The organism is Nonomuraea sp. NPDC050394 (assembly GCF_044459065.1).
Lineage (GTDB): Bacteria > Actinomycetota > Actinomycetes > Streptosporangiales > Streptosporangiaceae > Nonomuraea.
Genome location: NZ_JBITIO010000001.1, coordinates 591,816 through 617,515 on the forward strand (window position 1 = coordinate 591,816; position 25,700 = coordinate 617,515).

Sequence of the window (25,700 nt, forward strand, 5' to 3'; positions counted from 1 at the left end):
GCCTTGTCCTTCCTATGTTCTCCCGCCAGCCAGTCATTGGTGCGAGATCGGTCTACTTCGGCATACGCTCTGCCGAAACACCATTCTCCCAGAAGGGGGATGCGGGTGGCCCGTCGCATTGGCTGTGTCTGGTAGCGAGACCGCCTACGATGGCAACGGGGAAGTTTGTCTCGGCCTCTCCTCCTGGCGGCGCCGCCGGGGTAGACCTGCGAGGAGCTTTACATAAAGTGGCAGCCATTCTCGACAAGATCCTACGTGCCGGCGAAGGCAAGACCCTCCGCAAGCTGAAGCGCATCGCCGATCAGGTCAACTCCATCGAGGACGACTTCGGAAGTATGTCCGACGCGGAGCTGCGCGCGCTCACGGACGAGTATCGACAGCGCTACGCCGACGGCGAGTCCCTCGAAGATCTGCTTCCCGAAGCGTTCGCGACCGTGCGCGAGGCCGCCAGGCGCGTCCTCGGCCAGCGGCACTTCGACGTGCAGATCATGGGTGGGGCCGCGCTCCACATGGGCAACATCGCGGAGATGAAGACCGGTGAGGGCAAGACCCTCACCTGTACGCTCCCGGCGTACCTCAACGCGATCAGCGGCAAGGGCGTTCACGTCATCACCGTGAACGACTACCTGGTGCGTGTCGGCGCCGAGAACATGGGCCGCATCTACCGCTTCCTCGGCCTCGACGTCGGCATGATCCTCTCGGGCCAGCAGCCCGACGAGCGGCGCAAGCAGTACGAGGCGGACATCACCTACGGCACCAACAACGAGTTCGGCTTCGACTACCTGCGCGACAACATGGCGTGGTCGCTGGACGAGTGCGTGCAGCGCGGCCACAACTTCGCCATCGTCGACGAGGTCGACTCCATCCTCATCGACGAGGCCCGTACGCCGCTGATCATCTCCGGCCCCGGCGAGCAGTCCGGCAAGTGGTACGCCGAGTTCGCCAAGATCGTTCCCAGGCTCCGCCGCGGCGTCGAGGCCAAGAACCAGGGCGAGGAGAGCACCGGCGACTACATCGTCGACGAGAAGAAGCGCACCGTCGGCATCCTCGAGGACGGCGTCGCCAAGGTCGAGGACTGGCTCGGCATCGACAACCTGTACAAGCCCGAGCACACCCACCTGGTCGGCTTCCTGAACAACGCCCTGAAGGCCAAGGAGCTGTTCAAGAAGGACAAGGACTACATCGTCGCCGACGGCGAGGTGCTCATCGTCGACGAGTTCACCGGCCGCATCCTGCACGGCCGGCGCTACAACGAGGGCATGCACCAGGCCATCGAGGCCAAGGAGAGCGTGAAGGTCAAGGACGAGAACCAGACGCTCGCCACCGTCACCCTCCAGAACTACTTCCGCCTCTACGAGAAGCTGTCCGGCATGACCGGCACCGCCGTCACCGAGGCCAACGAGTTCCATCAGACCTACAAGCTCGGCGTGGTCCCGATCCCGACCAACCGCCCGATGATCCGCAAGGACCAGGCGGACGTGGTCTACAAGACCGAGGACGCCAAGTTCGCCGCCGTGGTCGAGGACATCGTCGAGCGCAACAACGCCGGTCAGCCGGTCCTCATCGGCACCACCTCGGTGGAGAAGTCCGAGCGGCTGTCGAAGGCGCTCAAGCGCCGCGGCGTCCAGCACGAGGTGCTCAACGCGAAGAACCACGCGCGTGAGGCCGCGATCATCGCCGAGGCGGGCCGCAAGGGCGCCGTCACCGTCGCCACCAACATGGCCGGCCGAGGCACCGACATCATGCTCGGCGGCAACTCCGAGTTCCGCGCCGACCTGGAGCTCCGCGCCAAGGGCCTCGACCCGGTCGAGACCGCGGAGGAATACGAGAAGGCCTGGCCCGAGGTCCTGGAGAAGACCAAGACCGCGGTGCGCGCGGAGCACGACGAGGTCACCGAGCTCGGCGGCCTGTACGTTCTCGGCACCGAGCGCCACGAGTCGCGCCGCATCGACAACCAGCTGCGCGGTCGCGCCGGCCGCCAGGGCGACCCCGGCGAGTCCCGGTTCTACCTCTCGCTCGGCGACGACCTGATGCGCCTGTTCAACTCGGCCAGGGTCGAGATGATCATGACCAGGCTCAACATCCCCGACGACCAGCCGATCGAGTCGGGCATCGTCTCCAAGGCCATCGCCTCCGCCCAGCACCAGGTCGAGCAGCAGAACTTCGAGATCCGCAAGGAGGTTCTGAAGTACGACGAGGTCATGAACCGCCAGCGCAAGGTCATCTACGCCGAGCGCCACCGCGTCCTCGAAGGCGCCGACCTGCACGAGCAGGTGCGCGGCTTCATCGAGGAGGTCGTCGAAGGCTACGTGGCCGGCGCCACCGCGGAGGGCTTCGCGGAGGAGTGGGACCTCGACAAGCTGTGGAAGGCCTTCGGCGAGCTCTACCCGGTCTCGCTCAAGCTGGAGGAGTTCATCGAGGAGGCGGGCGGCCGCGAGGAGGTCACCGCCGAGATGATCAGCACGAAGGTCAAGGAGGACGCGCTCAACGCCTACGTCCGGCGCGAGGAGGAACTCGGCGCCGAGGCGACCCGCGAGTTCGAGCGCCGCGTCATCCTGTCGGTCCTCGACCGCAAGTGGCGCGAGCACCTCTACGAGATGGACTACCTGCGCGAGGGCATCGGCATGCGGGCCTACGCGCAGAAGGACCCGCAGATCGAGTACCAGCGCGAGGGCTTCGAGATGTTCTCCGGGATGCTTGAGGGCATCAAGGAGGACTCGGTCGGCTTCCTCTTCAACATCGAGGTCGAGGTTCAGGAGAACCCGATCGTCGAGGAGGAGGACGAGATGATGGCGGAGACCCGCTCGATCATCGCGCGCGGGCTACGCGGCCCCGAGCGTCCCGCCGAGCTGGAGTACTCCGCGCCCGGCGAGCAGGGCGAGGTCGAGCACACCAGGGTCCGCACGACCGCCGCCGAGCGCGCCGCCTACGGCAACGTCGAGCGCAACGCGCCGTGCCCGTGCGGCTCGGGCAAGAAGTTCAAGCGCTGCCACGGCGACCCCAAGAACGCCGCCTAGCGCACCGCGAAAGGCCCCCGCTCCCCACCTCGGGGGCGGGGGCCTTTCCGCGTTCTCTGTCCGCCGGTACGGCGCCGCGTCACGAGACGCTCTTGGGTACCGCGCTCTCCGGTACGGCGCCGCGTCAGGCGGTCTCGAAGTCGGTGCACACCCACTGCACTCCCCGGCGCTCCAGGCGCACGGCCAGGACGCGGCTGCGGTCGCCGCCGTGCACCAGCAGGCACATCTCGATCGCCCCGTCCCGCGGCTCGTTGACGTGCGGCACTCCGACGAACGGCGGCCGCTCGGTGTCGATCATGCGTCCGGCCTGGAGCAACTCGTTGTAGGCCCGTTCGGTGAACCGGTCGGCGAGGTTCTCGGCCGGTCGCCTTCCGGCAAGCACCTCGGCCAGCGCCTGCCCGAACAGCCGCAACCGGCGCTCGTCCGGCAAGGCCCCGGCCGGGCCCCAGATGAACGGCTTGAGTGCCAGCGCGCCGTCGACGCGGGGCCGGTCGCCGTCGTAGGGCGGCTCGGGCAGCGGGAGGATTCCGATTTCTGGGGACACGGCGCTCCTTCAGGGGGGTTGGATCGGCGTCGTAAGAAGGAGTTTTCGGCCACGCCATCAGATACCCCGGCCCCCGACTTTCTCGCCGGGACCGCCGAAATGCGGAGAATGGCGAAGAAGATCATCTCTGGTTGGAGCTCCAGGATGGATGGACATGATCGTGTTAAGGACCGGCCGCACGGGCTTGCGACCGGCGCGAAATCCTTTCGGACACAGTGAAAACGGCGGTCAGGGTGTGGCGGAATCCGCCGGACTGGCACTGCTGGGCGTGTCTTCTGGCTCGCGTCCGGGTGTGGGGATGTTCAGGCGCCGGATCAGGAACGAGAACAACACGTAGTACAGCGCGAAGTACGCCAGTCCGATCAGGATGATCAGTCCGAGGCCCCACGTGTTGGACTTGCTGGCGTTCAGGAGCATGTCGAACAGTCCGGCGGAGAAGTTGAAGCCGAGGCGCGTCTCCAGCGCCGCCATGAGCGCCATCGCCGCACCGGTGAGCAGGGCGTGCGCGACGAACAGCAGCGGCGCCACGAAGATGAACGCGAACTCGACCGGCTCGGTGATCCCCGTCACGAACGCGGTCAGCGCGCCGCCGATCATGATGCTGCCCACCGCCGCCCGCCTGTGCTTGGGCGCCGCGCGCCAGATGGCCAGCGCCGCGCCGGGAACGCCGAACATCAGCACCGGGAAGAAGCCGGTCATGAAGATGCCCGCGCCCTGCTGGCCGATGGCGTAGCACTTGAGGTCGCCGGCCGCGTGGACGCCGTTGACCGTGCACTCGGGGATGACGGTCCAGACGATCGAGTTGACGAAGTGGTGCAGGCCCAGGGGGATCAGGAAGCGGTTGGCGACGCCGTACACACCGGCTCCGAGGGCGGAGTTCGTGGCCAGCCAGTCGCCGAAGCTGGTGAGGGCCTGGCCGATGGGCGGCCAGATGAGGCCGATGAGGACGCCGAGCAGCAGCGCGGCCACCGCGGTGACGATGGGTACGAACCGGCGCCCGCCGAAGAAGGCCAGCCAGGTGGGGAGCTTGATGCGGTAGTAGCGCTGCCAGAGGGTGGCGGCCACGAGCCCGATGAGGATGCCGCCGAGCACGCCGGTGGGCTGCGCGGAGGCCGCCTGGTTGATGACCCTCGTCCCGTCCACCAGCGTCTGCGTCACTTTGTCGTGTACGGCCGGCGCTGTCGACTCGAAGAACATCCGCCGCGTCACCTGGTCGAACACCAGATACCCCACCAAGGCGGCCAGAGCCGTAGACCCATCCGCCTTCTTCGCGAACCCGATCGCCACCCCCAGCGCGAACAGCAGCGGCAGGTTGTCGAACAGCGCCCCGCCCGCGGCCGCGAAGATCGCCGCGACCCGGTCGAGGAAGGCGTTGTCGGTACGGCCCAGCAGATCGTCCTGTCCGAACCGGAGCAGCAGCCCGGCTGCGGGCAGGACGGCGATGGGCAGCATGAGGGAACGACCGATGCGCTGCAGGACGGCGAAGGCCGACGACCAGAAGGACGTGCCGGCTTCGGCGCTCGTGGTGCTCATGGTTCCCCCCGGAAGATCAGCCGGGGGATGCAGGATTCCTACCACGCGCGCGCACGGCAAAAACAACCACCACGCGCCCCGGCCACCGGCTCACCCACGCTCCAGCCCGCGCCAGACACCACGACCCGGACGGCCCATCTCGGGGCACGCCATGCCCGCCGGGGACGCCCTTGCCGCGCGGGGCGGAAAGCCCCATAAGGGCGCACACCCCCGTCCAGGCAGGACCCGCATGGGACGGGTTCCCCGGGTCCCACAAGGGGTGGACCCCGTGAGGGGCTTCCTGTGAGGAGCCTCTGTGAGGGATGGCTCTCCCGCGAGGGGTATGGCCCTCCCGTGAGGGGGCCTCCCGTGAGGGGGCCTCCCGTGAGGGGTGGGCCTCTCGTGAGGCCGCCGCCCTTCGGGGGCGTGGCTGTGGGGGGAGGAGGCAGGCGTCAGGGGTCCCGGCTTTGGGTGGGGGCGGCTCTGGTTTCGCCGGAGTCGAGGTCGAGTTCTGGTTCGCGGCCCGGGGTCATGAAGTTGAAGCGCCGGATCAGGAACGTGAACACGACGTAGTACACGACCCCGTACACCACACCCAGCACAAGGATGCCGATGATGTTCTGGGTGTTGGACTTGCCGATGTTGAGCAGCATGTCCAGTAGCCCGGCCGAGAAGCCGAACCCCAGCTGGCCCCCGATCAGTGCGGTCAGCGCCATCGCGAGCCCCGTCAGCAACGCGTGCACGACCAGCAGGACAGGCGCCACGAAGATGAAGGCGAACTCGATCGGCTCGGTGACACCGGTGACGAATGAGGCGAGCGCGGCCGAGAGCATGATGCCGCCGACCGTGGCGCGCCGGTGTTTGGGGGCCGCGCGCCACATGGCGAGCGCGGCGGCGGGCAGCGCGAACATCATCACCGGGAAGAACCCGGCCATGAACTCCCCGGCGTTGGGGTCGCCGCCGAAGTAGCAGTTCCAGTCGCCGCTGAGGACCCGGCCGCCGACCTCACATTGCGGCACGACGTACCAGACGATGGAGTTGACGAAGTGGTGCAGGCCGAGCGGGATGAGCAGCCGGTTGATCAGGCCGTAGATGCCCGCGCCAAGCGGGCCGAGGTTGGCCAGGCCCTCTCCGGCGTGTGAGATCCATTCGCCGAGCAACGGCCACGCCCAGCCGACGATGACGCCGAGCAGGAGGGCGACGATGGAGGTGATGATCGGTACGAACCGGCGCCCGCCGAAGAAGGCCAGCCATGAGGGCAGTTTGATGCGGTAGAAACGCTGCCAGAGCATGGCCGCGACCAGGCCCATCATGATGCCGCCGAGCACCTTGGTGGGGTTCTGCAGGCCGTAGTCGATGATCTCTTTGACGCCCTCGGGTGTGGACTCCCTGATGAGCACGGTGTCGCGGATGCCCGAGCCGAAGAACATGACCTTGGTGACCCGGTCGAAGACCAGGTAGCCGACGACGGCGGCGAGCGCGGTGGTGCCGTCGGCCTTGCGGGCGAAGCCGATGGCGACGCCGACGGCGAAGATCAGGGGAAGGTTCTCGAACAGGGCCGATCCGGCGGCGTCGATGACCGCGGCGACGCTGCTCATCCAGGCGAACCCCGCGACGTCGGCCAGGCCGCCGGGCTTGGGGCCGTTGGAGCCGAGCATGTCGGGCTGGCCGAAACGCATTAAGAGCCCGGCCGCGGGCAGCGCGGCGATGGGCAGCATGAGGGAGCGGCCTAACCGCTGCAGCACGTTCATGACGCGGGAGAGCGGCGACGGAGCGGCCGCTGTGGTCTCGTTCACTGCGGGAGTCCTCAGCGTCGAGCGGGCATTTCCAGGATGGTGCGCAGCTGGTAGCGATCGGCCCGGTAGGTGGACACGCCCAGCTCGGCGCAGACGCCGCCGGAGAAGGACCGGCGCTGGAGCAGGAGTACGGCTCCGCCGCGCGGCAGCTTCAGCAGGTCGGCGTCGCTGGGGTCGGCGATGCCGCCGTCTATGGTGAGCTCGCCGGCGTCCATGACGAGGCCGTAGCGGCTCTCCAGCAGCTCATACAGGGATCTGTCGGAAAGGTCGTGGTCGGCAAGGTTGGGGGCCAGCTTCACCGGGATGTGCGCGCGCTCGATGGACAGGGGCTCCCCGTCCGCGGTACGCAGCCGCTCGATGAAGTGGACCTCTTCGCCGGGCTGGATGCCCAGTTCCTTGGCCAGGTGCGCGCTGGCGCGCACGACGCGGCGGTCCAGGTCGCGCGAGCCGGGCTCCATGCCGCGGGCGCGCATGTCGTCGGTGAACGAGGTGAGCTGGAGCGCCAGCTCGATCTTCGGGCGGGCGACGAAGGTGCCTTTTCCCGGCACCCGGTGCAGCCGTCCCTCGGACACCAGGTGATCGACGGCCTGCCGTACCGTCATCCTGGACAGGCCGAAACGCTGGCAGAGCTCGCGCTCGGACGGGATCGCCGCGCCGATGCTGAGCTCGTTGCTGTCGATGAGGTCCAGCAGGATCTCGCGCAGCTGGAAGTACTTGGGCACCGGGCTGTCCGGATCGATGTGCGCCACGGATCCTCCCCTCGATCTGACCTGGTCGATGAGCTATGGTTCGTACTGGTCTAGTCCGGACTAGACCACATGCCGGAATTATCAGTCAAGCCGATGAGGACAAGATGACCACGAAGATGCGCAGCGAGATCGCCGAGCAGCCCGCGGCGCTGCGGGCCACCCTGGACTCCTTGCTCCCCAGAGTCGATGAGGTCAGGGCGCTGGGTGAGCAGACCCGTCAGCTGCTCTTCATCGCGCGCGGCACCTCGGACAACGCCGCAGTCTACGGGCGCTACCTGGTGGAATCACATGCGGGTCGTCTCTCCGCGCTCGCCGCCCCGTCCATCGCGACCACGTACAAGCGCAAGCTCGACCTCGACGGCGTGCTGGCCGTGGCCATCTCGCAGTCCGGCCGCACCGAGGAGATCGTCGAGACCCTGGCCTGGGCCAAGGACTGCGGCGCGAAGACCGTGGGCGTCACCAACGGTGGTCCGGACAGCCCGCTCGCCCAGGCCGCCGACCTGGCGCTGGTCACGCTGGCCGGCGAGGAGAAGGCCGTGCCCGCCACCAAGACGTACACCACGCAGCTGGCCGCGCTGGCCGTTCTCGCGCTGGGCCTGGGCGCCGACGTGGACGCCGACGACCTGCAGAAGGTTCCGGACGCGGTGGAGAAGCTGATCACCGACCCGGGCGACCTCGACGCGGTGGTCGAGGGCCTGGCCGACAAGCCGGGCGTGGTCGTCTCCGGCCGCGGCCTGGCGTTCTCGACCGCGCTGGAGACCGCGCTCAAGCTCAAGGAGGCCTGCTACCTGCACGCCATGGGCCTGTCCTACGCCGACCTCCTGCACGGGCCGATCGCCGTGGTCGACGCCGACACCCCCGCGCTGCTGGTCGCCGCGGAGAACAGCCCCACGCTCTCCGGCACCGTCGCGCTCGCCGAGCGCGTCGTGGCAGCGGGCGCGTCCGCTTTCACCATCGGCGGAGGTACGGCTCTCGCCGGCGCGGGCACCGCTGCCTTGAACGGCCCGGACCTGCCCGAGTGGGTCGCCCCGATGGGCCTGATCGTGCCCGGTCAGTTGCTCACCGAGTCGCTGGCCCGCAGGCTCGGCATCGACCCCGACGCGCCGCGCGGACTCAACAAGGTGACCCAGACCGACTGATCACGGAGCGTCGTTTAGCCTGGTCGGAGAGTATTCAGGAGGAGGACCGGATGGCGACGGACGTAAACGCGATCATCGCGGGACTCGGCGGCGCCGAGAACATCATCGAGATCGAACCCTGCATCACGCGCCTGCGCACCGAGGTGCACGACGCCTCCAAGGTGGATCAGGCCGCGCTCAAGGCGGCCGGAGCCCACGGGGTGATGGCGGCGGGGAACGTGGTCCAGGTAGTCGTGGGGCCGGAGGCCGACACGATCGCCAGCGACATCGAGGACATCATCGGCTAGAGGGCGAGACCATGACGACTGTTCTCGCCCCGGTCGAGGGGGCAGCAGTGGGGTTGGCGGCCGTGCCCGATCCGGTCTTCTCCGCGGGCATGGTGGGGCCGGGCACGGCCATCGACCCCTTGCGGGGACCGGGCAAGGCAGTTGCCCCGATACCCGGAAAAATCATGAAATTGCATCCGCATGCCTACGTCATCGTGGGGGACGACGGCAGAGGCGTGCTGGTGCACCTGGGCATCGACACCGTCCAGCTCAAGGGGGAGGGGTTCCAGCTGCTGGCGGCCGAGGGGGACCGGGTCAGCGCCGGTCAGCCGGTCGTCGCCTGGGACCCCGCGGCCATCGAGGCGGGCGGCCGCTCGCCGGTCTGCCCGGTGGTCGCACTGGACGCGGCGGCCGAGTCGGTGACCGGCGTCGCGGAGGGGGAGGTACACGTGGGGGACGAGTTGTTCCGGTGGGAATAGATCCGGAGCACGGGAGCTCGGACCGAGAGCGCGAGGCCCGAGCCAACGAGGCCCAAGCCAGCGAGGCCCGAGCCAACGAGGCCCGAGCCGACGAGGCCCGAGCCAACGAGGCCCGAGCCGACGAGGGACATGCCTTCGAGGGACGAGCCAGCGAGGCCCGAAGCGGGCGCCACCATGAGTGCGCTCTTTTCGACCTTGACGGGACGCTGATCAACACCGAAGCCCGGAGCATGGCCATGTGGCAGTTGCTGCTCGACAAGCACGACGTCAAGCAGGACGTGCGTGTCTTCATGGGCCGCAGGGGCCGCGACGTGATTCCCGAGGTGTTCCCCGGCCACGACGTCGAGGAGCTGATCCGCGAGGTCTACGGCTACAACGACCACCCGGAGCTGCCCGAGATCGTGCCGGTGCCCGGCGCGGCCGAACTGGTCCGCAAGGTCGCCGCGTACGGCTCGCCCATCGGCCTGGTCACCTCGGCCGGCCGGGCCTGGGCCGAGCTGCGCCTGGAGCAGGTGGGCGTACGCGAGCTGATCAGGGAGATCGTCGCGGCCGAGGACGTGACCGTGGGCAAGCCGGACCCGGCGGGTTTCCTGCTCGGGGCCGAGCGGCTGGGCGCCGATCCGGCCGACTGCGTGGTGTTCGAGGACTCGCTGGCCGGGATAGCCGCGGCCAAGGCGGCCGGGATGCGCTGCGTCGGCGTCGCCACCTCGCACGCCGGCGACGAACTGGCCCAGGCCGACCTCGTGGTGGCCGATCTCACAGCGGTCGACTGGCCGCCGTTCACCTAAGGTTCAAACTGGTCTGGACCGCCATCATCAAGGAGGAAAGTCTCATGGCAGAGCGCAAGGCCGTCATCGCCGCGGAAGTGGGCCTGCACGCCCGTCCGGCCGCGACGTTCGTGCAGACGGCGACCAAGGCCCCGATCGACGTCACGGTCGGCAAAGCCGACGGTCCCCAGGTCAACGCCAAGAGCATCCTGTCGGTCATGGGGCTGGACGTCCGCCAGGGCGAGACCATCGTGATCACGGCCGATGGCGAGGGCGCCGAGGACGTGCTGGACGAGCTGGTCAAGATAGCCGAGACGCCGTGACCGAGCGCGGGAGCTCGGATCGAGAGCGCGGGGGACGAGCTGACGAGGACCCAAGCGGGCGCGGGGGACGGGCCGACGAGGGCTCAAGCGCGCGCGAGCGTATGCGCGGGACCGGGGTCAGCCAGGGGATCGGTCATGGGCCCGCGTACGTCCTGACGGCCTCGGTGCCCGAACCTCCCGCGGGCCAGACCTTCACCGGCGAGGCCGTCCAGGAGAAGGAGCGCGCGCTGGCCGCGCTCAAGCAGGTCGCCGGGGCCCTGGAGGCCCGCGGCGACAAGGCCGGCGGCGAGGCCAGGGAGATCCTGCAGGCGCAGGCCCTGATGGCCGAGGACCCCGGCCTGATCGTGGGCGTCAAGTCGCTCATCGACGGCGGCCTGGCCGCGCCCAGGGCCGTGTACGAGTCGTTCGGCAGGTACCGCGACCTGCTGGCCAAGGCCGGCGGCTACCTCGGTGAGCGGGTCGCCGACCTCGACGACATCCGCGACCGGGTGATCGCCCAGCTGACCGGGCTGCCGCTGCCCGGCCTGCCGGTCGAGGCGGCGGAGCCGTACGTGCTGATCGCCCGTGACCTCGCGCCGGCCGACACCGCGCTGCTGTCCAGGGACGTGGTGGCCGCGTTCGTCACCGAGGAGGGCGGGCCGACCAGCCACACCGCGATCCTGGCCAAGGCGATGGGGGTACCCGCCGTCGTGGCCTGCGCGGGCGCGACGACGATCAGGCCCGGCGCCCGGGTGCTGGTCGACGGGTCCACCGGAGAGGTACGGCTGGAGCCGTCCGACGACGACGTGGCCACGGCCGTGGGGGCGCAGGAGAGCAGGCGGGCCGCGATCGCCGCGGTCCGCGGCCCGGGGCGGACCAAGGACGGGCACCCGGTGCCGCTCCTGGCCAACATCGGCGGTCCGGGTGACCTCGGCCCCGCGCTGGCCAACGGCGCCGAGGGCGTGGGCCTGTACCGGACCGAGTTCCTGTTCCTGGACCGCGCGCAGGCACCCTCGATCGAGGAGCAGGAAGCCGCGTACCGGGCGGTGCTGGAGGCCTTTCCCGGTGGCAAGGTCGTGGTGCGCACGCTGGACGCCGGGGCGGACAAGCCCTTGGCCTTCCTGAAGCCGTCCGCGCCGGAGCCGAACCCGGCGCTGGGGGAGCGGGGGCTGCGGATGTTCCGCCTCCATCCGGAGGTGATGGCCGGGCAACTGGCCGCCCTGGCCGCGGCGGCGGCAGGCACCGACGCCGAACTGCACGTCATGGCGCCGATGGTGGCCACGGCCGAGGAGGCCAGGTGGTTCGCCGGCGCGTGCCGGGCCGCCGGGCTGCCGAGCGCGGGCGTGATGATCGAGGTGCCGGCGGCGGCGCTGCGCGCGTACGGACTCGCCCAGGAGGTCGACTTCTTCTCGATCGGGACCAACGACCTGTCGCAGTACACCTTCGCCGCCGACCGGCAGGTGGGCGCGCTGGCAGGGCTGCAGGACCCGTGGCAGCCGGCGCTGCTCGACCTCGTCGCCGCCACGGCCACCGCCGCCTCGGACAACGGGCGGCAGTGCGGGGTGTGCGGGGAGTCGGCGGCCGATCCGGTGCTGGCCTGCGTACTGGCCGGGCTCGGGGTGAGCACGCTCTCGATGAGCGCCACGGCGCTGCCGGCCGTACGGGCGGCGCTGGCGGTGAGCACGCTGGACGAGTGCGGGCGCGCGGCGCACGCGGCGCGTGGGCAGGCGACGGCGCGGCACGCGCGCGCGGCGGCCCGCTCCAACCTGCCCGGACTCGCGGAGCTCGGACTTTAGCCTCCTGCGGCTCTTGCACGGCCTTGCCCCGATAACGTGTTGGACATGGTTGGACGCATCGGCACCGCAGGCATGCTCGTTCTCGCTCTGGCCGCGTGCGCGGGCGGAGGGGGCGGTCCGGCGGCGCCGAGCTCGGCCGCGGCCGCCGCCCAGCCGAGCCCGGCAGCTTCCGCGCCGACCTCGCAGAAGCCCAGGGCGGGCGAGGTCGAGCGGCTGCTGAAGGCGATGAGCCGGGAGGAGAAGGTCGGGCAGCTGTTCATGCCCGTCGTGTACGGCACCGCCGCCGACACCGTCTCCGGCGAGAACCAGGCCCGGTTCGGCGCCCAGACGCCCGCGAAGGTCGTCGCCAAGTACCACCTCGGCGGCGTGATCCTCTTCCCGGCCAACGTCAAGAGCACCGCGCAGGTCGTCAGGCTCGCCAACGGCCTGCAGGCGGCCGCGAAGCGGGTGCCGCTGCTCATCGGTACCGACCAGGAGAACGGCCTGGTCTCGCGGATGTCGGCGCTGATGACCGATCTGCCCAGCGCCGACCGGATCGGCGCCACCGGGGACACGGAGTTCTCGCGGGCGGTCGCCAGAGCCACCGGCGACGAGCTGAAGGCGCTCGGGGTCAACCTCGACTTCGCCCCAGTCGCCGACGTGAACCTCAACCCGCGCAACCCGGTGATCGGCCGCCGGGCCTTCGGCGACGACCCGGCCAAGGTGGCCAAGATGGTGAGCGCGGCGGTCAAGGGCTTCGGGGAGTCCGGGGTGGCCAGCACCGCCAAGCACTTCCCCGGCCATGGCGACACCGCGACCGACAGCCACACCGGGCTTCCGGTGATCAAGCACACCCGGGCGCAGTGGGAGAAGCTGGACGCGCCGCCGTTCAGGGCGGCGATCGACGCCGGCGTGGACGCGATCATGAGCGCGCACATCGTGATGCCGAAGCTGGACGACTCCGGCGATCCGGCCACACTGTCCAAGCCCATCCTGACCGGGCTGCTGCGCGACAAGCTCGGCTTCAAGGGCGTGATCTCCACCGACGCGCTGAACATGGGCGGGGTGCGCAAGAAGTACGGCGACGGCGAGGTGGCGGTACGCGCCGTGCTGGCCGGGGCCGACCTGCTGCTCATGCCGGCCGACTTCCCGAAGGCGTACAACGCGGTGCTGGGGGCGGTGAAGTCGGGCCGGATCTCCGAGGCGCGGCTGGACGCCTCGGTGACCCGGCTGCTCACGCTGAGGAAGAACCGCGGCTTCCTGACCGAGGCGCCGAAGGCCTCGGCAGAACAGGCCGCGAAGGTGCTGCGCTCCGCCAAGCACAGGAAGCTGGCGGCCCGCGCCGCCGGTTAGTGCTCGGCGCGCAGGCCGCTGGCGATGTACATGGCCGAGAGCATGGTGAACAGGTACGCCTGCAGGAACATGATGAACAACTCGAAGGCCGTCAGCAGGATCGTCATCACCACGCCCAGCAGCCCGATCGGGGCGCCCAGCGGGCTGAGCTTCTCCACCAGGAACCAGAAGCCGACCGAGCTGAAGAAGGCCAGCAGCATGTGGCCGGCGAACATGTTGGCGAAGACCCGGATGGCGTGGGTGGCCCACGAGAACAAGAACTGGTGCGCCAGCTCCATGGGCGCGTAGATCCCCAGGGCCCACTTGGGCAGGTCGGGCGGGACGGACATGTTCTTGAGATAGCCGGTGAATCCCTGGTGCTTGACGCCCAGGTAGACCTTGAGAACGAAGATCGCGACCGCCAGCACCGCGGGGAAGGCGATGTGCGAGGAGGCCGGGAACTGGACGAACGGGATCAGGCCCACCAGGTTCCAGGTCAGGACCAGTAAGAACAGGGTGAACAGCAGGCCCATGAAGCGGTCGGCGTCGGCCCCCAGGAACGGCTTGGCGACCTGCTCGCGGACGAAGAGGTAGACGTACTCCCCGGCGTTCTGGACGCCACGGGGAATCACCTTGGGCTTGGCGAAGGCGACCCAGCAGAAGGCGATGACGAGCCCCGCGCAGACGACCGCGAGGAGCACGGGTTTGGTGAACCAGAAGGGGCCGCCGTCGATGATCGGCGGGAAGATGAAGATGTCCGGACCAGGGGCGCGATAGTCGTCGATGGTCACCATGCGGTCACCCTAACCAGCGTTAGGTTGCGCCCGATTACGTGGTTATGTCCCGCCCGCCGCCGGTCGCGCTTCCGGGGGAATTACCCTAGAACGATATTCCATCACCGGGAGGTCTCCGTGGTCGCAGGGGTGCTGATCGACTGGGGCGGCGTGCTCACGACGAGCCTGTCCACCGCGATCGCCAAGTGGATCGAGGCCGATCGCATCGACGGCGCCCACTACCGCACGGTCATGCGCGGCCTCGTGGACCAGGCCTACAACGGCGACGGCGAGAGCGTCGTCCACGCGCTGGAGCGCGGGGAGATGCCGGGAGCGGCGTTCGAGCGGGACCTGGCGGCGCGGCTGCGCACCGTGGACGGGGCGCCGCCGGTCGCGGAGGGGCTGCTGGAGAGGATGTTCGCCGCGTTCGACCGGGTCGACGCCATGTACGACATGCTGCGGCTGGCGCGGACGGCGGGGATCAGAACCTGCCTGCTGTCGAACTCGTGGTCCAACACCTACCCGCGCGACGGCTGGGACGAGGTCTTCGACGCGGTGGTGATCTCCGGCGAGGTGGGCATGCGCAAACCCGAGCCGCGCATCTTCCGGCACGCGCTCGACCTGGTGGGCCTGCCGGGCGGGAGCTGCGTGTTCGTCGACGACATCGAGGCGAACATCACCGCCGCCCGCGGCCTCGGCATCACCGGCATCCACCACCGCGACGCGGACACGACCATCGCCGAACTCGAGACGCTCCTCCGCCTGCCGCTGCGGCGGGCATGATAGAGCTCTTGATTTCTCGGAAAGGCACATCATGCGCGTCTATCTGCCGTGCACGCTCCCCGCGCTGGCCAAGGCCGTCGCCGCGGGGGAGCTCGGCCCGGCCCCGTTGATCGGCTACGCGGTCACCCCCGCGCTGACCGAGTGGTACGCCTCCGGCGACACCGAAGAGCTCGAATACGTGGCGCTCACCGAGGCGGCCCGCGCCTCGCTGCGCATGCTCGCCGCCGACCGCGCCGACGGCGTGGACGCCGCTCCACGGCGGGTGGTGGTCGCGGCCGAGGTCCCCGACGGGGGTCTCACGGTGGGCGTGGACCTGGCCGAGCGGGCCAGGGTACGGCTGGCGGAGTCGGTTCCCCTGTCCAAGGTGGCCGCGGCGCACGTGGACGACCTGTATGCCGTACCCGACATCGAGGCGGCCATCGCCGCCCTCCGGGCCGCGGACGACGGCGACGACGACGCCCGCTTCACCGTGGACGGCGCCGAGGCGCACGAACTGATGTGGTACGCGACCCAGGAGATCCCCGACCTCCTCCGTTAGGGTCGTCCCAATTCGGAGATTGTTCTTGACTCTTTCGTGAACCTCCCTTGTAGGCTGCCGTGGGTTTACACATCGGATAACACGAAGGAGTCTGTCTCAGTGAGAATCCGAGCCGCAGTAGCCGGAGTGGCGGCCACGGGGGCGCTTCTGGCCATGATGTCTCCCGCCGCGCACGCCGCTCGGGGTTACGACAAGCAGGACCCGTACAAGTCCGGCTGTGCCGCCTCGGGGATCGTCTCGAAGCAGAGCACGCTGGTCCAGAAGGGTTCGGGCAAGAAGTACGGCACGATCAAGCTGATGTGGTCGCGCAAGTGCAAGACCAACTGGGCCGAGATCTGGGTGTCGCCGCTCGACACCGGCCTCATCCGCGTCATCCTGGCCAAGCCCAACGGCAACGGCAACCGGGTGGTCCACTTCAACTACGGCAAGGGCAACGGCGGCCATCACTGGGGTGACATGATCGAGGGCGCCAACATCTGCGCCTGGGGCTACGCCGTGGCCAAGCACACCAAGTCCTGGGCCAACGGCAAGACCGCGCAGGCCTGCGGCTGATCACCCTGGCTCGCGGCTGATCAGCACGCGGGGGAGCCGCGGCCTTCGGGTCGCGGCTCCGTCGTGTTCACCGGAATGTCGGGGTTGGCCGATACGATTGCCCTGACATGACGAAGCACATCATCTGGGACTGGAACGGTACCCTCTTTCACGACATCGACGCGGTCGTCGGGGCGACCAACGAGGTCTTCAAGCCCTACGAACTGCCCATCCTCGACGCTGACGGCTTCCGCGCCGTCTACACCCGCCCGATCTGGCTGGCCTATGAGCGCATGCTCGGCCGCGCGCTCGAAGACGGGGAGTGGGAGCGCCTCGACGACGGCTTCCACGAGCACTACTTCCGGCTGAGCGTCGCCTGCGGCCTGGCCGCCGACGCCCTGGCCGCGTTGCAGGGCTGGGCCGGCACGCAGTCGCTCTGCTCGATGGCGCCGCACGCGCACCTGGTCCCGCTGGTCGAGTCGTTCGCGATCCACCAGCACTTCACCAGGATCGACGGGCTGCTCGGCACCACCGGCGGGGAGAAGGCGGCGCACATGAGCGCGCACCTGGCCGCCATCGGCGTCGAGCCGGCGGACGTCCTGGTGATCGGCGACAGTGTCGACGACGGGCTGGCCGCCCGGCACGTCGGCGCCCAGGCCGTCCTCTACACCGGCGGCATGACCACCAGGGCCGACCTCCAGGCCACCGGCCTGCCCGTGGTCGACACCCTGGCCGACGCCCTCTCCTACGCCTGAGCGGCCGCGTCGTTGACCTGAGCGGCGGGGGTGGGCATCGTGGGGTCGGTGGGCAAGGTGGAAGAGACACGTGACGGGGTCGAGTTCAGCAATCTCGGCCAGCCGCTGTTCGACGGGGCCGAGGCCACCAAGCGGGACCTGGTCGACTACCTGGACGCCGTGCGCGACCAGATCATCGCGGCGCTGACCGGACGGGCCCTGTCGGTGATCCGGGTACGGCCGGGCCAGCCGCCGTTCATGCAGAAGAACCTGCCCAAGTACGCGCCGGAGTGGATCGACAGCGTCACCCAGTGGGCGGAGAGCTCCCACCGCGAGGTCCGCTACGCCGTGTGCGGCGACCGGCGGACGTTGCTGTGGTTCGCCAACCAGCGGGCCGTCGAGTACCACCCGTCGCTGTTTCGCGGGGACCGGCCCACGCATCTGATCCTCGACCTCGACCCTCCGGCCGAGGACGGGGCGTTCGGGCTGGCCGTACAGGCTGCTCTGCTGGTGCGTGAGGCGCTGCGGGCGGACGGGCTGGAAGGAGCGGTGAAGACCAGCGGCGCCAAGGGCGTGCACGTGTTCGTGCCGGTCGCGGCGGACACCGGCGTCGAGGACCTCGCCGCGGCGACCCGCGCGGTCGCCGCGCGCGCCGAGCGGCTCGACCCGGCGCTGGCGACCACCGCGTTCATCCGCGAGGACCGCGGCGGCAAGGTGTTCCTGGACTCCACCCGCGCGGGCGGCGCGACCGTGGTCGCCGCCTACAGCCCGCGGGTACGGCCCGGCGAACCCGTCTCCTTCCCCGTCCCGTGGGCGGACCTGGAGCAGGTGAGCCCGTCCGACTTCACCATCCACACCGCGCCCGGCCTGCTGTCCGGCGCCGACCCGTGGGCCGAGGCCATGCCGGAGCCCCAGCGCCTGCCCGACGACCTGGTCGCCGAGGGCCACACCATCCCGATCGCCCGGGTTCAGGCCATGCACGAGGGCAAGCGCCGCGCCGCCCGCGCCCGCAAGACCTCCTGACCGCTCAGGAGTGCCGGAGCAGGGCGGGGATGGGCGCGAGGACCATGGCGCAGGTGTAGGCGGCCAAGGGCAGCAGCATGAGCGTCGAGGAGATCGCGAACACGCTGAGGCACGGCAGGTCGGCGCCCGATCCCGCGAGCAGTACGAGCGTGCCGATGACCAGCCCGGCGCCGGCGGTCGCCGCGGTGGCGAACCCGATGAGCCGGTCGTAGACCATCATGCGGCGGATGCGCCGCCGTCCCTGGACGGCGACCTGGGCGCCGGCGGACTGTCGCAGGTAGGAACGCAGCCGGCCCAGGGTGGAGCAGCTCGCGGCGGCGCCCACCGTGGTGGCGGTCATGCCGAGCGTGGCCAGCGCGATGCTCATGACGCCGGCGTCGGCGCTGCGGCGGGCGGCGATGTCCTGGCGGGTGTGGACGGTGTAGGCGGAGCCCAGCTCGCCGGCGACCTGGTCGCGGACCGGTCCCGCGAGCGAGGCCGAGTCGAGCGTCACCTGAAGGCCGCTGAGCTTGATCGGGCTGACGAGTGCGGCGGCGGTCTGCGGGTTCAGGCCGAGCGTACCTCTGGCGATCATGCTTTTGTCCATGTCGACCTGGAGGATGCCGCTCACGCGCAGGTGGACCAGGGCCCCGCGCGGGTCGGTGACGGTGACGGTGCTGCCGACGCGGAGCCCGTAGGAGACGGCGGTCGCGTCGTCCACGACGGTCTCGCCGTCGGTGGCGGGTGGTTCGCCGTGGACGATGGGAAGCATGGGCAGGCCGTTGGCGGGCAGCGCGACGACCTCCATCGGGGTGGCGTCGGCCAGCGGCCAGTTGGCCTGGACGGTCCCGCCGCGCACCTCGCGCACGGCGGTGACACCGGGCAGGGCGCGCAGGGCGGCGATCGTCCGGACGGGGATCTGTGGCGGGCCGCCCTCGCGCGGGAAGCCGGCGGGCAGCACCGCGAGGTCCATGCGCTCGGACGAGAAGCATTGGGTCAGCCGCCCGGATTCCGTGCCGTTGCCGATCCAGGCGCCCATGATGAGCGCCGACCCGGCGATGACGGCGGCCAGGCAGGCAGCCAGGCAAAGCATGTGACGCCCTATAGCGCACTTCCACATAGCGTTAACCTCCGCAAATCACGCTATGTCGTGAAATGTCGCTTATCGTCATCCCCAGAGACGGTCGTGGCAACCATCTTCACGCTGGCGGCTCATCGAAACGCTGAGGCCGTACCAGATCATTCTCGTAGGCGAAGACGATGAGGCGGCTGCGGTGCGGCAGGCGCAGCTTGCCGAGCACGTTGTCCACGTGGGTGCGCACCGTGACCGGCGACAGCGACAGCCGCTCGGCGATCTGGGAGTTCGTCAGCCCGCGCGCCACCAGCGTGAACACCTCCTGCTCCCGTCGCGTCAGCTCGTCGAGGCTGCCCGCCGCCACCGGGGCCTCGTAGAGCTGCGGGCGATACTCGTCGAGCAGGCGCTTGGCGAGCATCGGGGAGACGTAGGCGCCGCCGTCCGCGACCGTGTGGATGGCGCGCAGCAGCTCCTCCGGCGGCGCGTCCTTGAGCACGAACCCGTCGGCCCCCGCCGCCAGCCCCGCTCTGACCAGGCCGTCCTCGTCGAAGGCGGTCAGCAGGACGACGCACGTGCCCGGGAAGTCGGTCCGCATGCGGGCGGTGGCCTCGATCCCGTCCATGCCGTGCATGCGCACGTCCATGAGCACGACGTCGGCCGGCGTCTCGCGCAGCGCCGCCAGCGCCAGCGCGCCGTCCGACGCCTCGCCGACCACCAGGATGTCCGGCACCGACCGCAACACCATCCGCACGCCCGCGCGGATCAGCTCCTGGTCGTCCACGAGCAGGACCCGCAGGAGGTTCTCGCCGTCAGGCCGCATCGCCACTCTCCTTCGCGTACGGCAGGCGGCCCTCGGCCGCGCAGGACAGCCGGATCGGGTACGGCAGGCGCGCCTCGACCACGAAGCCGCCCCCACGCCGCGCACCGGCGCTGAACTCGCCGCCGAGCCCGCGTACCCGCTCCCGCAGCCCGACCAGCCCGTTGCCGCCGGCCGGCAGGGACACGGCCGCGAGCGGGCCGCCGCCGTCGTCCTCGACCTTCACGTAGGCCCCGGTCGTGGTGAAGGCGGCGAACACGGAGGCCACGACGCCACGCCCGGCGTGCTTGAGCACGTTCGTCAGCGCCTCGCCCACGACCTGCTGGGCGGCCAGGAGCACCTCGTCCGGCGCGGCCTCCGGCTCGCCCTCGACGCGTACCGCGATGCCAGGGACGCCGCTGCGCCGCATCCGCTGGACCAGGTCGTCGATCACCTCGCGCCACGGCCTCGGGCAGGAGCCGGCGCGCAGGGCGCTCACCAGTTCGCGCATGTCGCGCAGGGCGGCGCGGCCGCATTCGGCGATCTGCGCGAGGCCGGTCTTGGCGCCGGCCGGATCGGCGTCGAGCGCCAGCCTGGCGCCCTCGGCATGCGTGATCATCACGGTCACGTTGTGCGCCACGCTGTCGTGCAGGTCGCGGGCGATGCGCAGCCGTTCGCGGTCGACCGCCGCGCGGGCCTCGCCTTCCCTGGCCCGCTCGGCGAGCAGCAGCCGCTCCCTGATGCCCTGCATGACCATGCGCTTGGCCAGCACGTACCGGCCGGCGAACCAGACCAGCACGATGAACAACAACTGGTTGGCCACCCACGGGAACGGCATCGTCGACGCCGGGTAGGCCAGCGCCCAGAAGACCTGGCCGGTGCAGGTGACGATCAGCGCGGGCAGCGAGATCGCGAGATGGCGGCTGACGGCGAGTGTCGCCAGCGCGGCGCCGACGCTCAGGTCGGCCAGCAGCGGTGGCCAGCCGTTCAGGATCTGGAGCAACGCGAGGAAGGACACCAGTGTGAAGACGCCCACCGGGTACAGGTGACGCCAGGGCATCGGCGCCAGCAGGGCGACGGTCATCGCCAGGTCCGCCCAGGGCTGGTGGGGCGGCCACAGGTTCGCCAGCAGCCAGCTCACGACGCCCAGCGGGACGATCCAGATCAGATCACCCGCCAGGAATCGGGCCGTCGGCCGGAGGCGTGCTGTGGCACTCACGGGGTCAATATAAGTTTTCCCAGATCAGAAGCTTGATCAATTCTTGCGTGTCGCCATGATGAGCGGGTTTCTTCTCACAAAGCATCACTACCGGCAATCATGCTTAAATGCCCTCGCGGGGCAGCTTCGCGGGGGCGGGAGCCGTACCCTGATACGAACCCCTCAGGAGGCTGCCATCAACCGCCTTGTGCTCTGGAACATCGACCTCACGCTGGTCGACGTCGCGATCGTGACCCGCGACGCCTACGCGGAGGCCTTCCGGGTCGTGACCGGGCGGCCCCTGGTCAAACTGGTGCCGGCGCTGGGGAGGCCCGACTCCGAGATCGTCTTCGAGACGCTGGCCGTCAACGGGATCGTGGCCGAGGACGCCCACCTGCCCAAGTTCCTGTCGGCGCTGGCCATGGCCTTCGCCGACCGGCGCAAGCGGCTGGCCAAGGAGGGGCGGATGATGCCCGGGGCCAAGGACGCGCTCAAGGCCGTCTCCCGGCTCGACGGGGTGATCCAGACGGTGCTGACCGGCACCATCAAGAGCAACGCCGTGCACAAGCTCAAGGCGTTCGGGCTGGACAAGCACATCGACTTCGACCTCGGTGGCTACGGCGAGGAGGTCTACCCGAAGGCCACCTTGTTGCAGGTGGCGCAGGGGCGGGCCAAGCAGCGGGCCGGCACGCCGTTCACGGTGGCCAACACGGTGGTGATCGGCGACTCGACCCGCGACGTCCAGGCCGCCAAGATCGGTGGGGCGGCGATGATCGGGGTGGCCTCGGGACGCTCCATGGCCTCGGAACTCCGTGAGGCGGGGGCCGACCTGGTCCTGCCCGACCTGACCAACGCCTCCGAGGTGGTCGCCGCCGTCGCCGGCCTCACCTCCCCCCTCGACCGCAAGGCCGTCTGACCCCACCCGGCCCCCGGGCAGCGGCCGGGCACAACTACCCGGTACCCCGGAGGGTGGTGGCGCTTCCGGGGTGTCCCCGCGGTCCCGGTGCCCGCCCTCCCGGTGTCCGCGGGTGTGGCGCTTTCGGGTTTGCCGGGTAGTTGTGCTGGGGCTGGGTCCGGGGTGTGGGTGGTTAGGGCTGGGTGGGGAGGTTGTTGAGGAAGTAGGCGGCGATGGGGGCGGCCACCGCGGAGCCGGCGCCGCCTCCCTCCACGATGACGGAGAACGCCAGGTCCCCCTTGTAGCCGATGAACCACGAGTGGGCCGGTGGTTCCTTGCCTGAGCCGTACTCGGCGGTGCCGGTCTTGCCGGCCGTACCGGCGGGGAAGGGGGCGGCGTGGGCGGTGCCTTCCGAGACGACGGCGGGCATCAGCGTGCGCAGGGCCTTCACGATGTCGTCCTCCAGCGGACGGCGGGCCTCGCCGTCGGCCGGGACGAGTTCGGCCGGTACGAGGCGCGGCGGGCGCCACGTGCCGGAGGCGATGGCGGCGGCCACCGCGGCCATGTTCAAGGGCGAGGCCAGGACGCGGCCCTGGCCGATGGAGGCGGAGGCGAGGTCGGTGTCGTCCTTGGCGGCGGGGAAGTCGGCCCGCACCGCGGGTACGCCGGGGTCGATGGGCACGCCGAAGCCGAAGTCCCCGGCCACCTTGGCCAGCCGCGAGGCGCCGAGCGAGCCCACGGTCATGGCGCCGAACGTGGTGTTGCACGAGTGCGCGAAGGCGTCACGGAACGGCAGGCTGCCGTAGTCCTTGTAGCCGGCGTTGTGGAAGGGGAAGCCGCCGATGTTCTGCTCGGCGGGGCACTTGACCGTCTGGGCGGCCGAGACGCCGTCGGCGACCAGCGCGGAGGCGGTGACGACCTTGAAGGTGGAGCCGGGCGGGTACTTGCCCATGAGCGCCCGGTCGAACCCGCCCCGGTTGTTGACGACGGCCAGGATCTCGCCGGTCGAAGGGCGCAGGGCGACCAGCGCGGCGGGCTTCTTGGTGAGCCGGAGCGCTTTCGCCCCGGCCGCGTGTACGCGCAGGTCGAGCGTGGTCTGGAACGGCTCCCGCTTCGCCGCGCTGACCTCTTCGAGGGTTTTGACCAGCTTGTCGCCGCCCTCGTACAGGTTGATCTTGGCGGTGTTGGGCACGCGTAGCCGGTCGACGTACTTCGCCTTGAGCCCGGCCACGATCTGCTGGACGGAACCGGGCACGCCGGCGTCGTCGTCGATACGCCTGCCGCCGGCGGCCAGGACGGGCACGTTCTCGTCCTTGCCGGTCACCAGCCGCAGCGACCGGCCGGGCTTGAGCTCGGGGTGGATGGTGGCGGGCGTCCAGGCGACCATCCAGCGCCGGTCCTTCTCGACCAGCTGGAGTTTGCCCTCGTAGTCCAGGTCGGGCCCCCGCCCGCTGAGCCTGGCCCCGAAGCTCTCGTAGCCGAGGTCGCCGGCGCTCGCGGCGAACACCCCGCCGCTCCTGATCGCGGTGAACGACTGCCGTTCCAGCTTGAGGTCGCGGCGTACCTTCTCGTGCCACTCGACGAAGTCCTTGGGCGGATCGGCCACCAGCGCCTTCATGGCGGCGTAGTCGTTGCTCGACCAGGCCGCCAGGTAGGCGTCGGCGGTCTTCTCCGCCGAGCCCTCGGTACGCAGGGCCCAGACGACGCCGCCCGCCGCGACGGCGGGCACGAGCACCCCCGCGACCACCCACGGCCACCTGCGCCGCCGTCGCCTCGGCGGTCCCTCCTGCCGCAGCTCGCCCAGCATCGGTCCCCCAGTCATAGCCATGACGCAGAGAACACCAGACACCACCAAAGCATGTCCAATATGGATATAGGCCCAGAAGAGATATAAATACGGATATCATCGCTGGCCATGGACCTTGTCCGGCACCTGCGCTACTTCACCGTGGTGGCGGAGGAACTTCACTTCGGCAACGCCGCCATCCGCCTCGGCATGGCCCAGCCGCCGCTCAGCCAGCGCATCAAGCGCCTGGAGGAAGAGCTCGGCGTGCGCCTGTTCGACCGCTCCGCGCGCCAGGTCCGCCTGACCGAGGCGGGCCGTCTCCTGCTCGGTGAGGCCCGCGAGATCGTCGCCCGGGTCGACCGCCTGCGCGAGCTGGCCAGGCACGGCGAGGGCGCGGTGCTCAAGGTGGGGGTCCCGCCCGACCTGGCCGCCGCGGTGATCGCCGCCCTGGTCGCGGGCTTCCGCGAGAGCCATCCCGAGGTACGGCTGGCGCCCGCCGAGATCTGGACCGCCGACCAGGTGGCCGCCCTGGCCGCCGGCACGATCGACGTCGGCGTCGTCCGCCACCCGGTGACCGCCCCCGGCCTGTACTTCGGCCAGACGCTCGTCCAGCCCCAGGGCGTGCTGCTGGCCGAGGGCGACGAACTGGCCCAGCGCGCCGAGGTGCACCTGGCCGACCTCGCCGGTCGCGAGCTGCTCATGCCGCCGAAGGAGGGCGAGCCGGGCATGCACGCGGAGGCGCTGGCAGAATGCCGTCGCCGTGGGTACGTTCCCGCGCAGGTGCACGAAGGGTCGGGTCTCGGGCTGGTCATGGCAGGTGCCGCGGTCGCGTTCGGGCCACGGCGGGAGTCGCCGGGGCTGGTCTGGCGGCCGCTGATCGGTTCGCCGCTGTCCTACCGGATCTCCACCGCGTGGCGGGTGGCCTCCGACACGGTGGCCGACTTCTCGGCGGCGGCCGTACGAACACTGAAGGAGAGCGCCGGGATGGCGGAACAGAGCTCGGCGCCCGTGCGGCGGGTCAGCCGCAGACCGGGGGCGCTGGCATGAACGAGATCGAGCTGGGCGAGGTGTTCGCCGCGGCCGGGGTCGAGGGGTGGCTGCACGCGGTCGACGTCGACGGCGGGCGCGAGTGCGGCTACCAGCCGGACGAGGCCAGGCCGATCGCCTCGGTGTTCAAGGTGCCGCTGCTCGTGGAGCTGTGCAGGCAGGCAGACGCGGGCCTGGTCGATCTGGCGGAGCGGGTGCTGGTGCCGGCCGAGGGGCGTACGTCGGGGCCCACGGGGCTGTCGGCGATGCGGGACGAGGTGACGATCTCGCTGCGCGACCTGGCGTACCTGATGATCGCGGTCAGTGACAACGCCTCCGCCGACGTGCTGGTCGAGCGGGTGGGGCTGGACGCGGTCAACGCCATGCTGGCGGGGTTCGGGCTGCACGGCACCCGGGTGACCATGAACGGCGCGACGATGCTGGACAGCATGGCCGAGGACAGCGGGCACGGCTGGCCGTTCCAGGACCTCGACGAGCTGGCGCGGATGCGGGCGCTGGACCCCGCGCGGACCAACAGCAGCACGCCGCGGGAGCTGACGCGGCTGTTCGCGATGATCTGGCGGGACGAGGCGGCCTCGGCCGGGCTGTGCGGGTGGATGCGCGAGGTGTTCGCGCTGCAGGTGTGGCCGCACCGGCTGGCCGCGGGCTTCCCGTACGACGATGTGGACGTCAGCGGAAAGACCGGCACTCTGCCGACTATTCGCAACGAAGTGGGGGTAGTGGAATATCCCGATGGCGGCCGCTACGCCGTGGCCGTTTTCACCCGATCGTTCAGCCCCGCGGTGAACCAGCCGAGGGCCGACGCGGTCATCGGCACGGCGGCGCATATGGCGGTTGACCACCTAAGAAGGTAGCGGGATGTGT

25 protein-coding genes are annotated in these 25,700 nt (G+C 70.2%); 16 read left to right on the forward strand and 9 right to left on the reverse strand.

Translation table 11 applies throughout. The annotated features are described in order from the left end of the window. Positions 1–227: 227 nt before the first annotated feature. A complete protein-coding gene (gene secA, locus ACIBKY_RS02960) occupies positions 228–3,017 on the forward strand; it encodes a preprotein translocase subunit SecA (RefSeq protein ID WP_397093911.1) in 2,790 nt (929 codons plus the stop codon). Between the two features lie 124 nt (positions 3,018–3,141). Here secA and ACIBKY_RS02965 read toward each other — a convergent pair whose 3' ends face one another. The 4 genes from ACIBKY_RS02965 to ACIBKY_RS02980 form a co-directional block, all read right to left on the reverse strand. Further along, positions 3,142–3,561, reverse strand: a complete 420-nt coding sequence (locus tag ACIBKY_RS02965; protein ID WP_379609855.1) for an Rv3235 family protein — start codon at positions 3,559–3,561, stop codon at positions 3,142–3,144. Between the two features lie 228 nt (positions 3,562–3,789). After that, the gene (locus tag ACIBKY_RS02970; RefSeq protein WP_397093913.1) at positions 3,790–5,094 is read right to left on the reverse strand and encodes a PTS transporter subunit EIIC; all 1,305 of its coding nucleotides are present in this window, start codon (positions 5,092–5,094) and stop codon (positions 3,790–3,792) included. Between the two features lie 431 nt (positions 5,095–5,525). Further along, on the reverse strand, positions 5,526–6,869 hold the full coding sequence (locus tag ACIBKY_RS02975) for a PTS transporter subunit EIIC (RefSeq protein WP_397093915.1): 1,344 nt from the start codon (positions 6,867–6,869) through the stop codon (positions 5,526–5,528). Positions 6,870–6,880: 11 nt separating this feature from the next. Beyond that, positions 6,881–7,618: a GntR family transcriptional regulator gene (locus tag ACIBKY_RS02980; protein WP_184957724.1), complete on the reverse strand. Its 738-nt coding sequence runs from the start codon at positions 7,616–7,618 to the stop codon at positions 6,881–6,883. Positions 7,619–7,722: 104 nt separating this feature from the next. Between ACIBKY_RS02980 and ACIBKY_RS02985 the strand changes: the two genes are divergently transcribed. From ACIBKY_RS02985 to ACIBKY_RS03015, 7 genes are all read left to right on the forward strand, one after another. Then, a complete protein-coding gene (locus ACIBKY_RS02985) occupies positions 7,723–8,757 on the forward strand; it encodes an SIS domain-containing protein (protein ID WP_397093917.1) in 1,035 nt (344 codons plus the stop codon). 50 nt (positions 8,758–8,807) lie between these two features. Then, positions 8,808–9,044, forward strand: a complete 237-nt coding sequence (locus tag ACIBKY_RS02990; RefSeq protein WP_184957722.1) for a glucose PTS transporter subunit EIIB — start codon at positions 8,808–8,810, stop codon at positions 9,042–9,044. An 11-nt stretch (positions 9,045–9,055) separates the two neighbouring features. Then, a complete protein-coding gene (locus tag ACIBKY_RS02995; RefSeq protein WP_184957721.1) occupies positions 9,056–9,502 on the forward strand; it encodes a PTS glucose transporter subunit IIA in 447 nt (148 codons plus the stop codon). Next, positions 9,493–10,290 (forward strand): HAD family hydrolase, encoded by a 798-nt coding sequence (locus ACIBKY_RS03000; protein WP_397093920.1) that lies wholly within the window; start codon positions 9,493–9,495, stop codon positions 10,288–10,290. The genes ACIBKY_RS02995 and ACIBKY_RS03000 overlap by 10 nt, the downstream gene beginning before the upstream one ends. A 44-nt stretch (positions 10,291–10,334) precedes the next feature. Then, a complete protein-coding gene (locus ACIBKY_RS03005; RefSeq protein WP_397093921.1) occupies positions 10,335–10,592 on the forward strand; it encodes an HPr family phosphocarrier protein in 258 nt (85 codons plus the stop codon). A gap of 101 nt (positions 10,593–10,693) precedes the next feature. Then, the gene (ptsP, locus tag ACIBKY_RS03010; protein ID WP_397093923.1) at positions 10,694–12,367 is read left to right on the forward strand and encodes a phosphoenolpyruvate--protein phosphotransferase; all 1,674 of its coding nucleotides are present in this window, start codon (positions 10,694–10,696) and stop codon (positions 12,365–12,367) included. A gap of 45 nt (positions 12,368–12,412) precedes the next feature. Then, positions 12,413–13,699, forward strand: coding sequence for a glycoside hydrolase family 3 protein (locus ACIBKY_RS03015; protein ID WP_397093925.1), 1,287 nt, complete (start codon positions 12,413–12,415; stop codon positions 13,697–13,699). On the opposite strand, the gene atpB is transcribed toward ACIBKY_RS03015, so the two are convergent. After that, positions 13,696–14,472 (reverse strand): F0F1 ATP synthase subunit A, encoded by a 777-nt coding sequence (atpB, locus tag ACIBKY_RS03020; RefSeq protein ID WP_397093926.1) that lies wholly within the window; start codon positions 14,470–14,472, stop codon positions 13,696–13,698. The two genes, ACIBKY_RS03015 and atpB, sit on opposite strands and share 4 nt — an antisense overlap. 117 nt (positions 14,473–14,589) lie before the next feature. Here atpB and ACIBKY_RS03025 point away from each other — a divergent pair, with 117 nt between their 5' ends. The 5 genes from ACIBKY_RS03025 to ACIBKY_RS03045 all read left to right on the forward strand — a co-directional run bounded on the left by ACIBKY_RS03025 (position 14,590) and on the right by ACIBKY_RS03045 (position 18,060). Continuing rightward, positions 14,590–15,234, forward strand: coding sequence for an HAD family hydrolase (locus ACIBKY_RS03025; RefSeq protein WP_397093927.1), 645 nt, complete (start codon positions 14,590–14,592; stop codon positions 15,232–15,234). 31 nt (positions 15,235–15,265) lie between these two features. Beyond that, positions 15,266–15,772, forward strand: coding sequence for a DUF6912 family protein (locus ACIBKY_RS03030; RefSeq protein ID WP_397093928.1), 507 nt, complete (start codon positions 15,266–15,268; stop codon positions 15,770–15,772). A gap of 99 nt (positions 15,773–15,871) precedes the next feature. Continuing rightward, positions 15,872–16,324 (forward strand): DUF2690 domain-containing protein, encoded by a 453-nt coding sequence (locus tag ACIBKY_RS03035; RefSeq protein WP_397093930.1) that lies wholly within the window; start codon positions 15,872–15,874, stop codon positions 16,322–16,324. Between the two features lie 107 nt (positions 16,325–16,431). After that, on the forward strand, positions 16,432–17,058 hold the full coding sequence (locus tag ACIBKY_RS03040) for an HAD family hydrolase (RefSeq protein WP_397093931.1): 627 nt from the start codon (positions 16,432–16,434) through the stop codon (positions 17,056–17,058). Between the two features lie 48 nt (positions 17,059–17,106). Then, complete coding sequence (locus ACIBKY_RS03045) at positions 17,107–18,060, forward strand: DNA polymerase domain-containing protein (protein ID WP_397093932.1); 954 nt, start codon at positions 17,107–17,109, stop codon at positions 18,058–18,060. A gap of 4 nt (positions 18,061–18,064) precedes the next feature. Here ACIBKY_RS03045 and ACIBKY_RS03050 read toward each other — a convergent pair whose 3' ends face one another. The 3 genes from ACIBKY_RS03050 to ACIBKY_RS03060 all read right to left on the reverse strand — a co-directional run bounded on the left by ACIBKY_RS03050 (position 18,065) and on the right by ACIBKY_RS03060 (position 21,129). Further along, complete coding sequence (locus ACIBKY_RS03050) at positions 18,065–19,132, reverse strand: hypothetical protein (protein ID WP_397093933.1); 1,068 nt, start codon at positions 19,130–19,132, stop codon at positions 18,065–18,067. A gap of 106 nt (positions 19,133–19,238) precedes the next feature. Continuing rightward, a complete protein-coding gene (locus ACIBKY_RS03055) occupies positions 19,239–19,934 on the reverse strand; it encodes a response regulator (RefSeq protein ID WP_397093934.1) in 696 nt (231 codons plus the stop codon). Continuing rightward, positions 19,924–21,129, reverse strand: coding sequence for a sensor histidine kinase (locus ACIBKY_RS03060; RefSeq protein ID WP_397093936.1), 1,206 nt, complete (start codon positions 21,127–21,129; stop codon positions 19,924–19,926). The genes ACIBKY_RS03055 and ACIBKY_RS03060 overlap by 11 nt, the downstream gene beginning before the upstream one ends. Before the next feature lie 187 nt (positions 21,130–21,316). Between ACIBKY_RS03060 and ACIBKY_RS03065 the strand changes: the two genes are divergently transcribed. Beyond that, entirely contained in the window at positions 21,317–22,024 is a 708-nt protein-coding gene (locus ACIBKY_RS03065; protein ID WP_397093937.1) for an HAD family hydrolase, read from the forward strand. A 172-nt stretch (positions 22,025–22,196) separates the two neighbouring features. Here ACIBKY_RS03065 and ACIBKY_RS03070 read toward each other — a convergent pair whose 3' ends face one another. Beyond that, entirely contained in the window at positions 22,197–23,831 is a 1,635-nt protein-coding gene (locus ACIBKY_RS03070) for a penicillin-binding transpeptidase domain-containing protein (RefSeq protein WP_397093938.1), read from the reverse strand. An 87-nt stretch (positions 23,832–23,918) separates the two neighbouring features. Here ACIBKY_RS03070 and ACIBKY_RS03075 point away from each other — a divergent pair, with 87 nt between their 5' ends. Together ACIBKY_RS03075 and ACIBKY_RS03080 are read left to right on the forward strand one after the other, a co-directional pair. Next, on the forward strand, positions 23,919–24,836 hold the full coding sequence (locus ACIBKY_RS03075; protein ID WP_397093939.1) for a LysR family transcriptional regulator: 918 nt from the start codon (positions 23,919–23,921) through the stop codon (positions 24,834–24,836). Next, entirely contained in the window at positions 24,833–25,690 is an 858-nt protein-coding gene (locus ACIBKY_RS03080) for a serine hydrolase (RefSeq protein WP_397093940.1), read from the forward strand. Before ACIBKY_RS03075 ends, ACIBKY_RS03080 begins: the two co-directional genes overlap by 4 nt. The last annotated feature ends 10 nt before the right edge of the window (positions 25,691–25,700 follow it).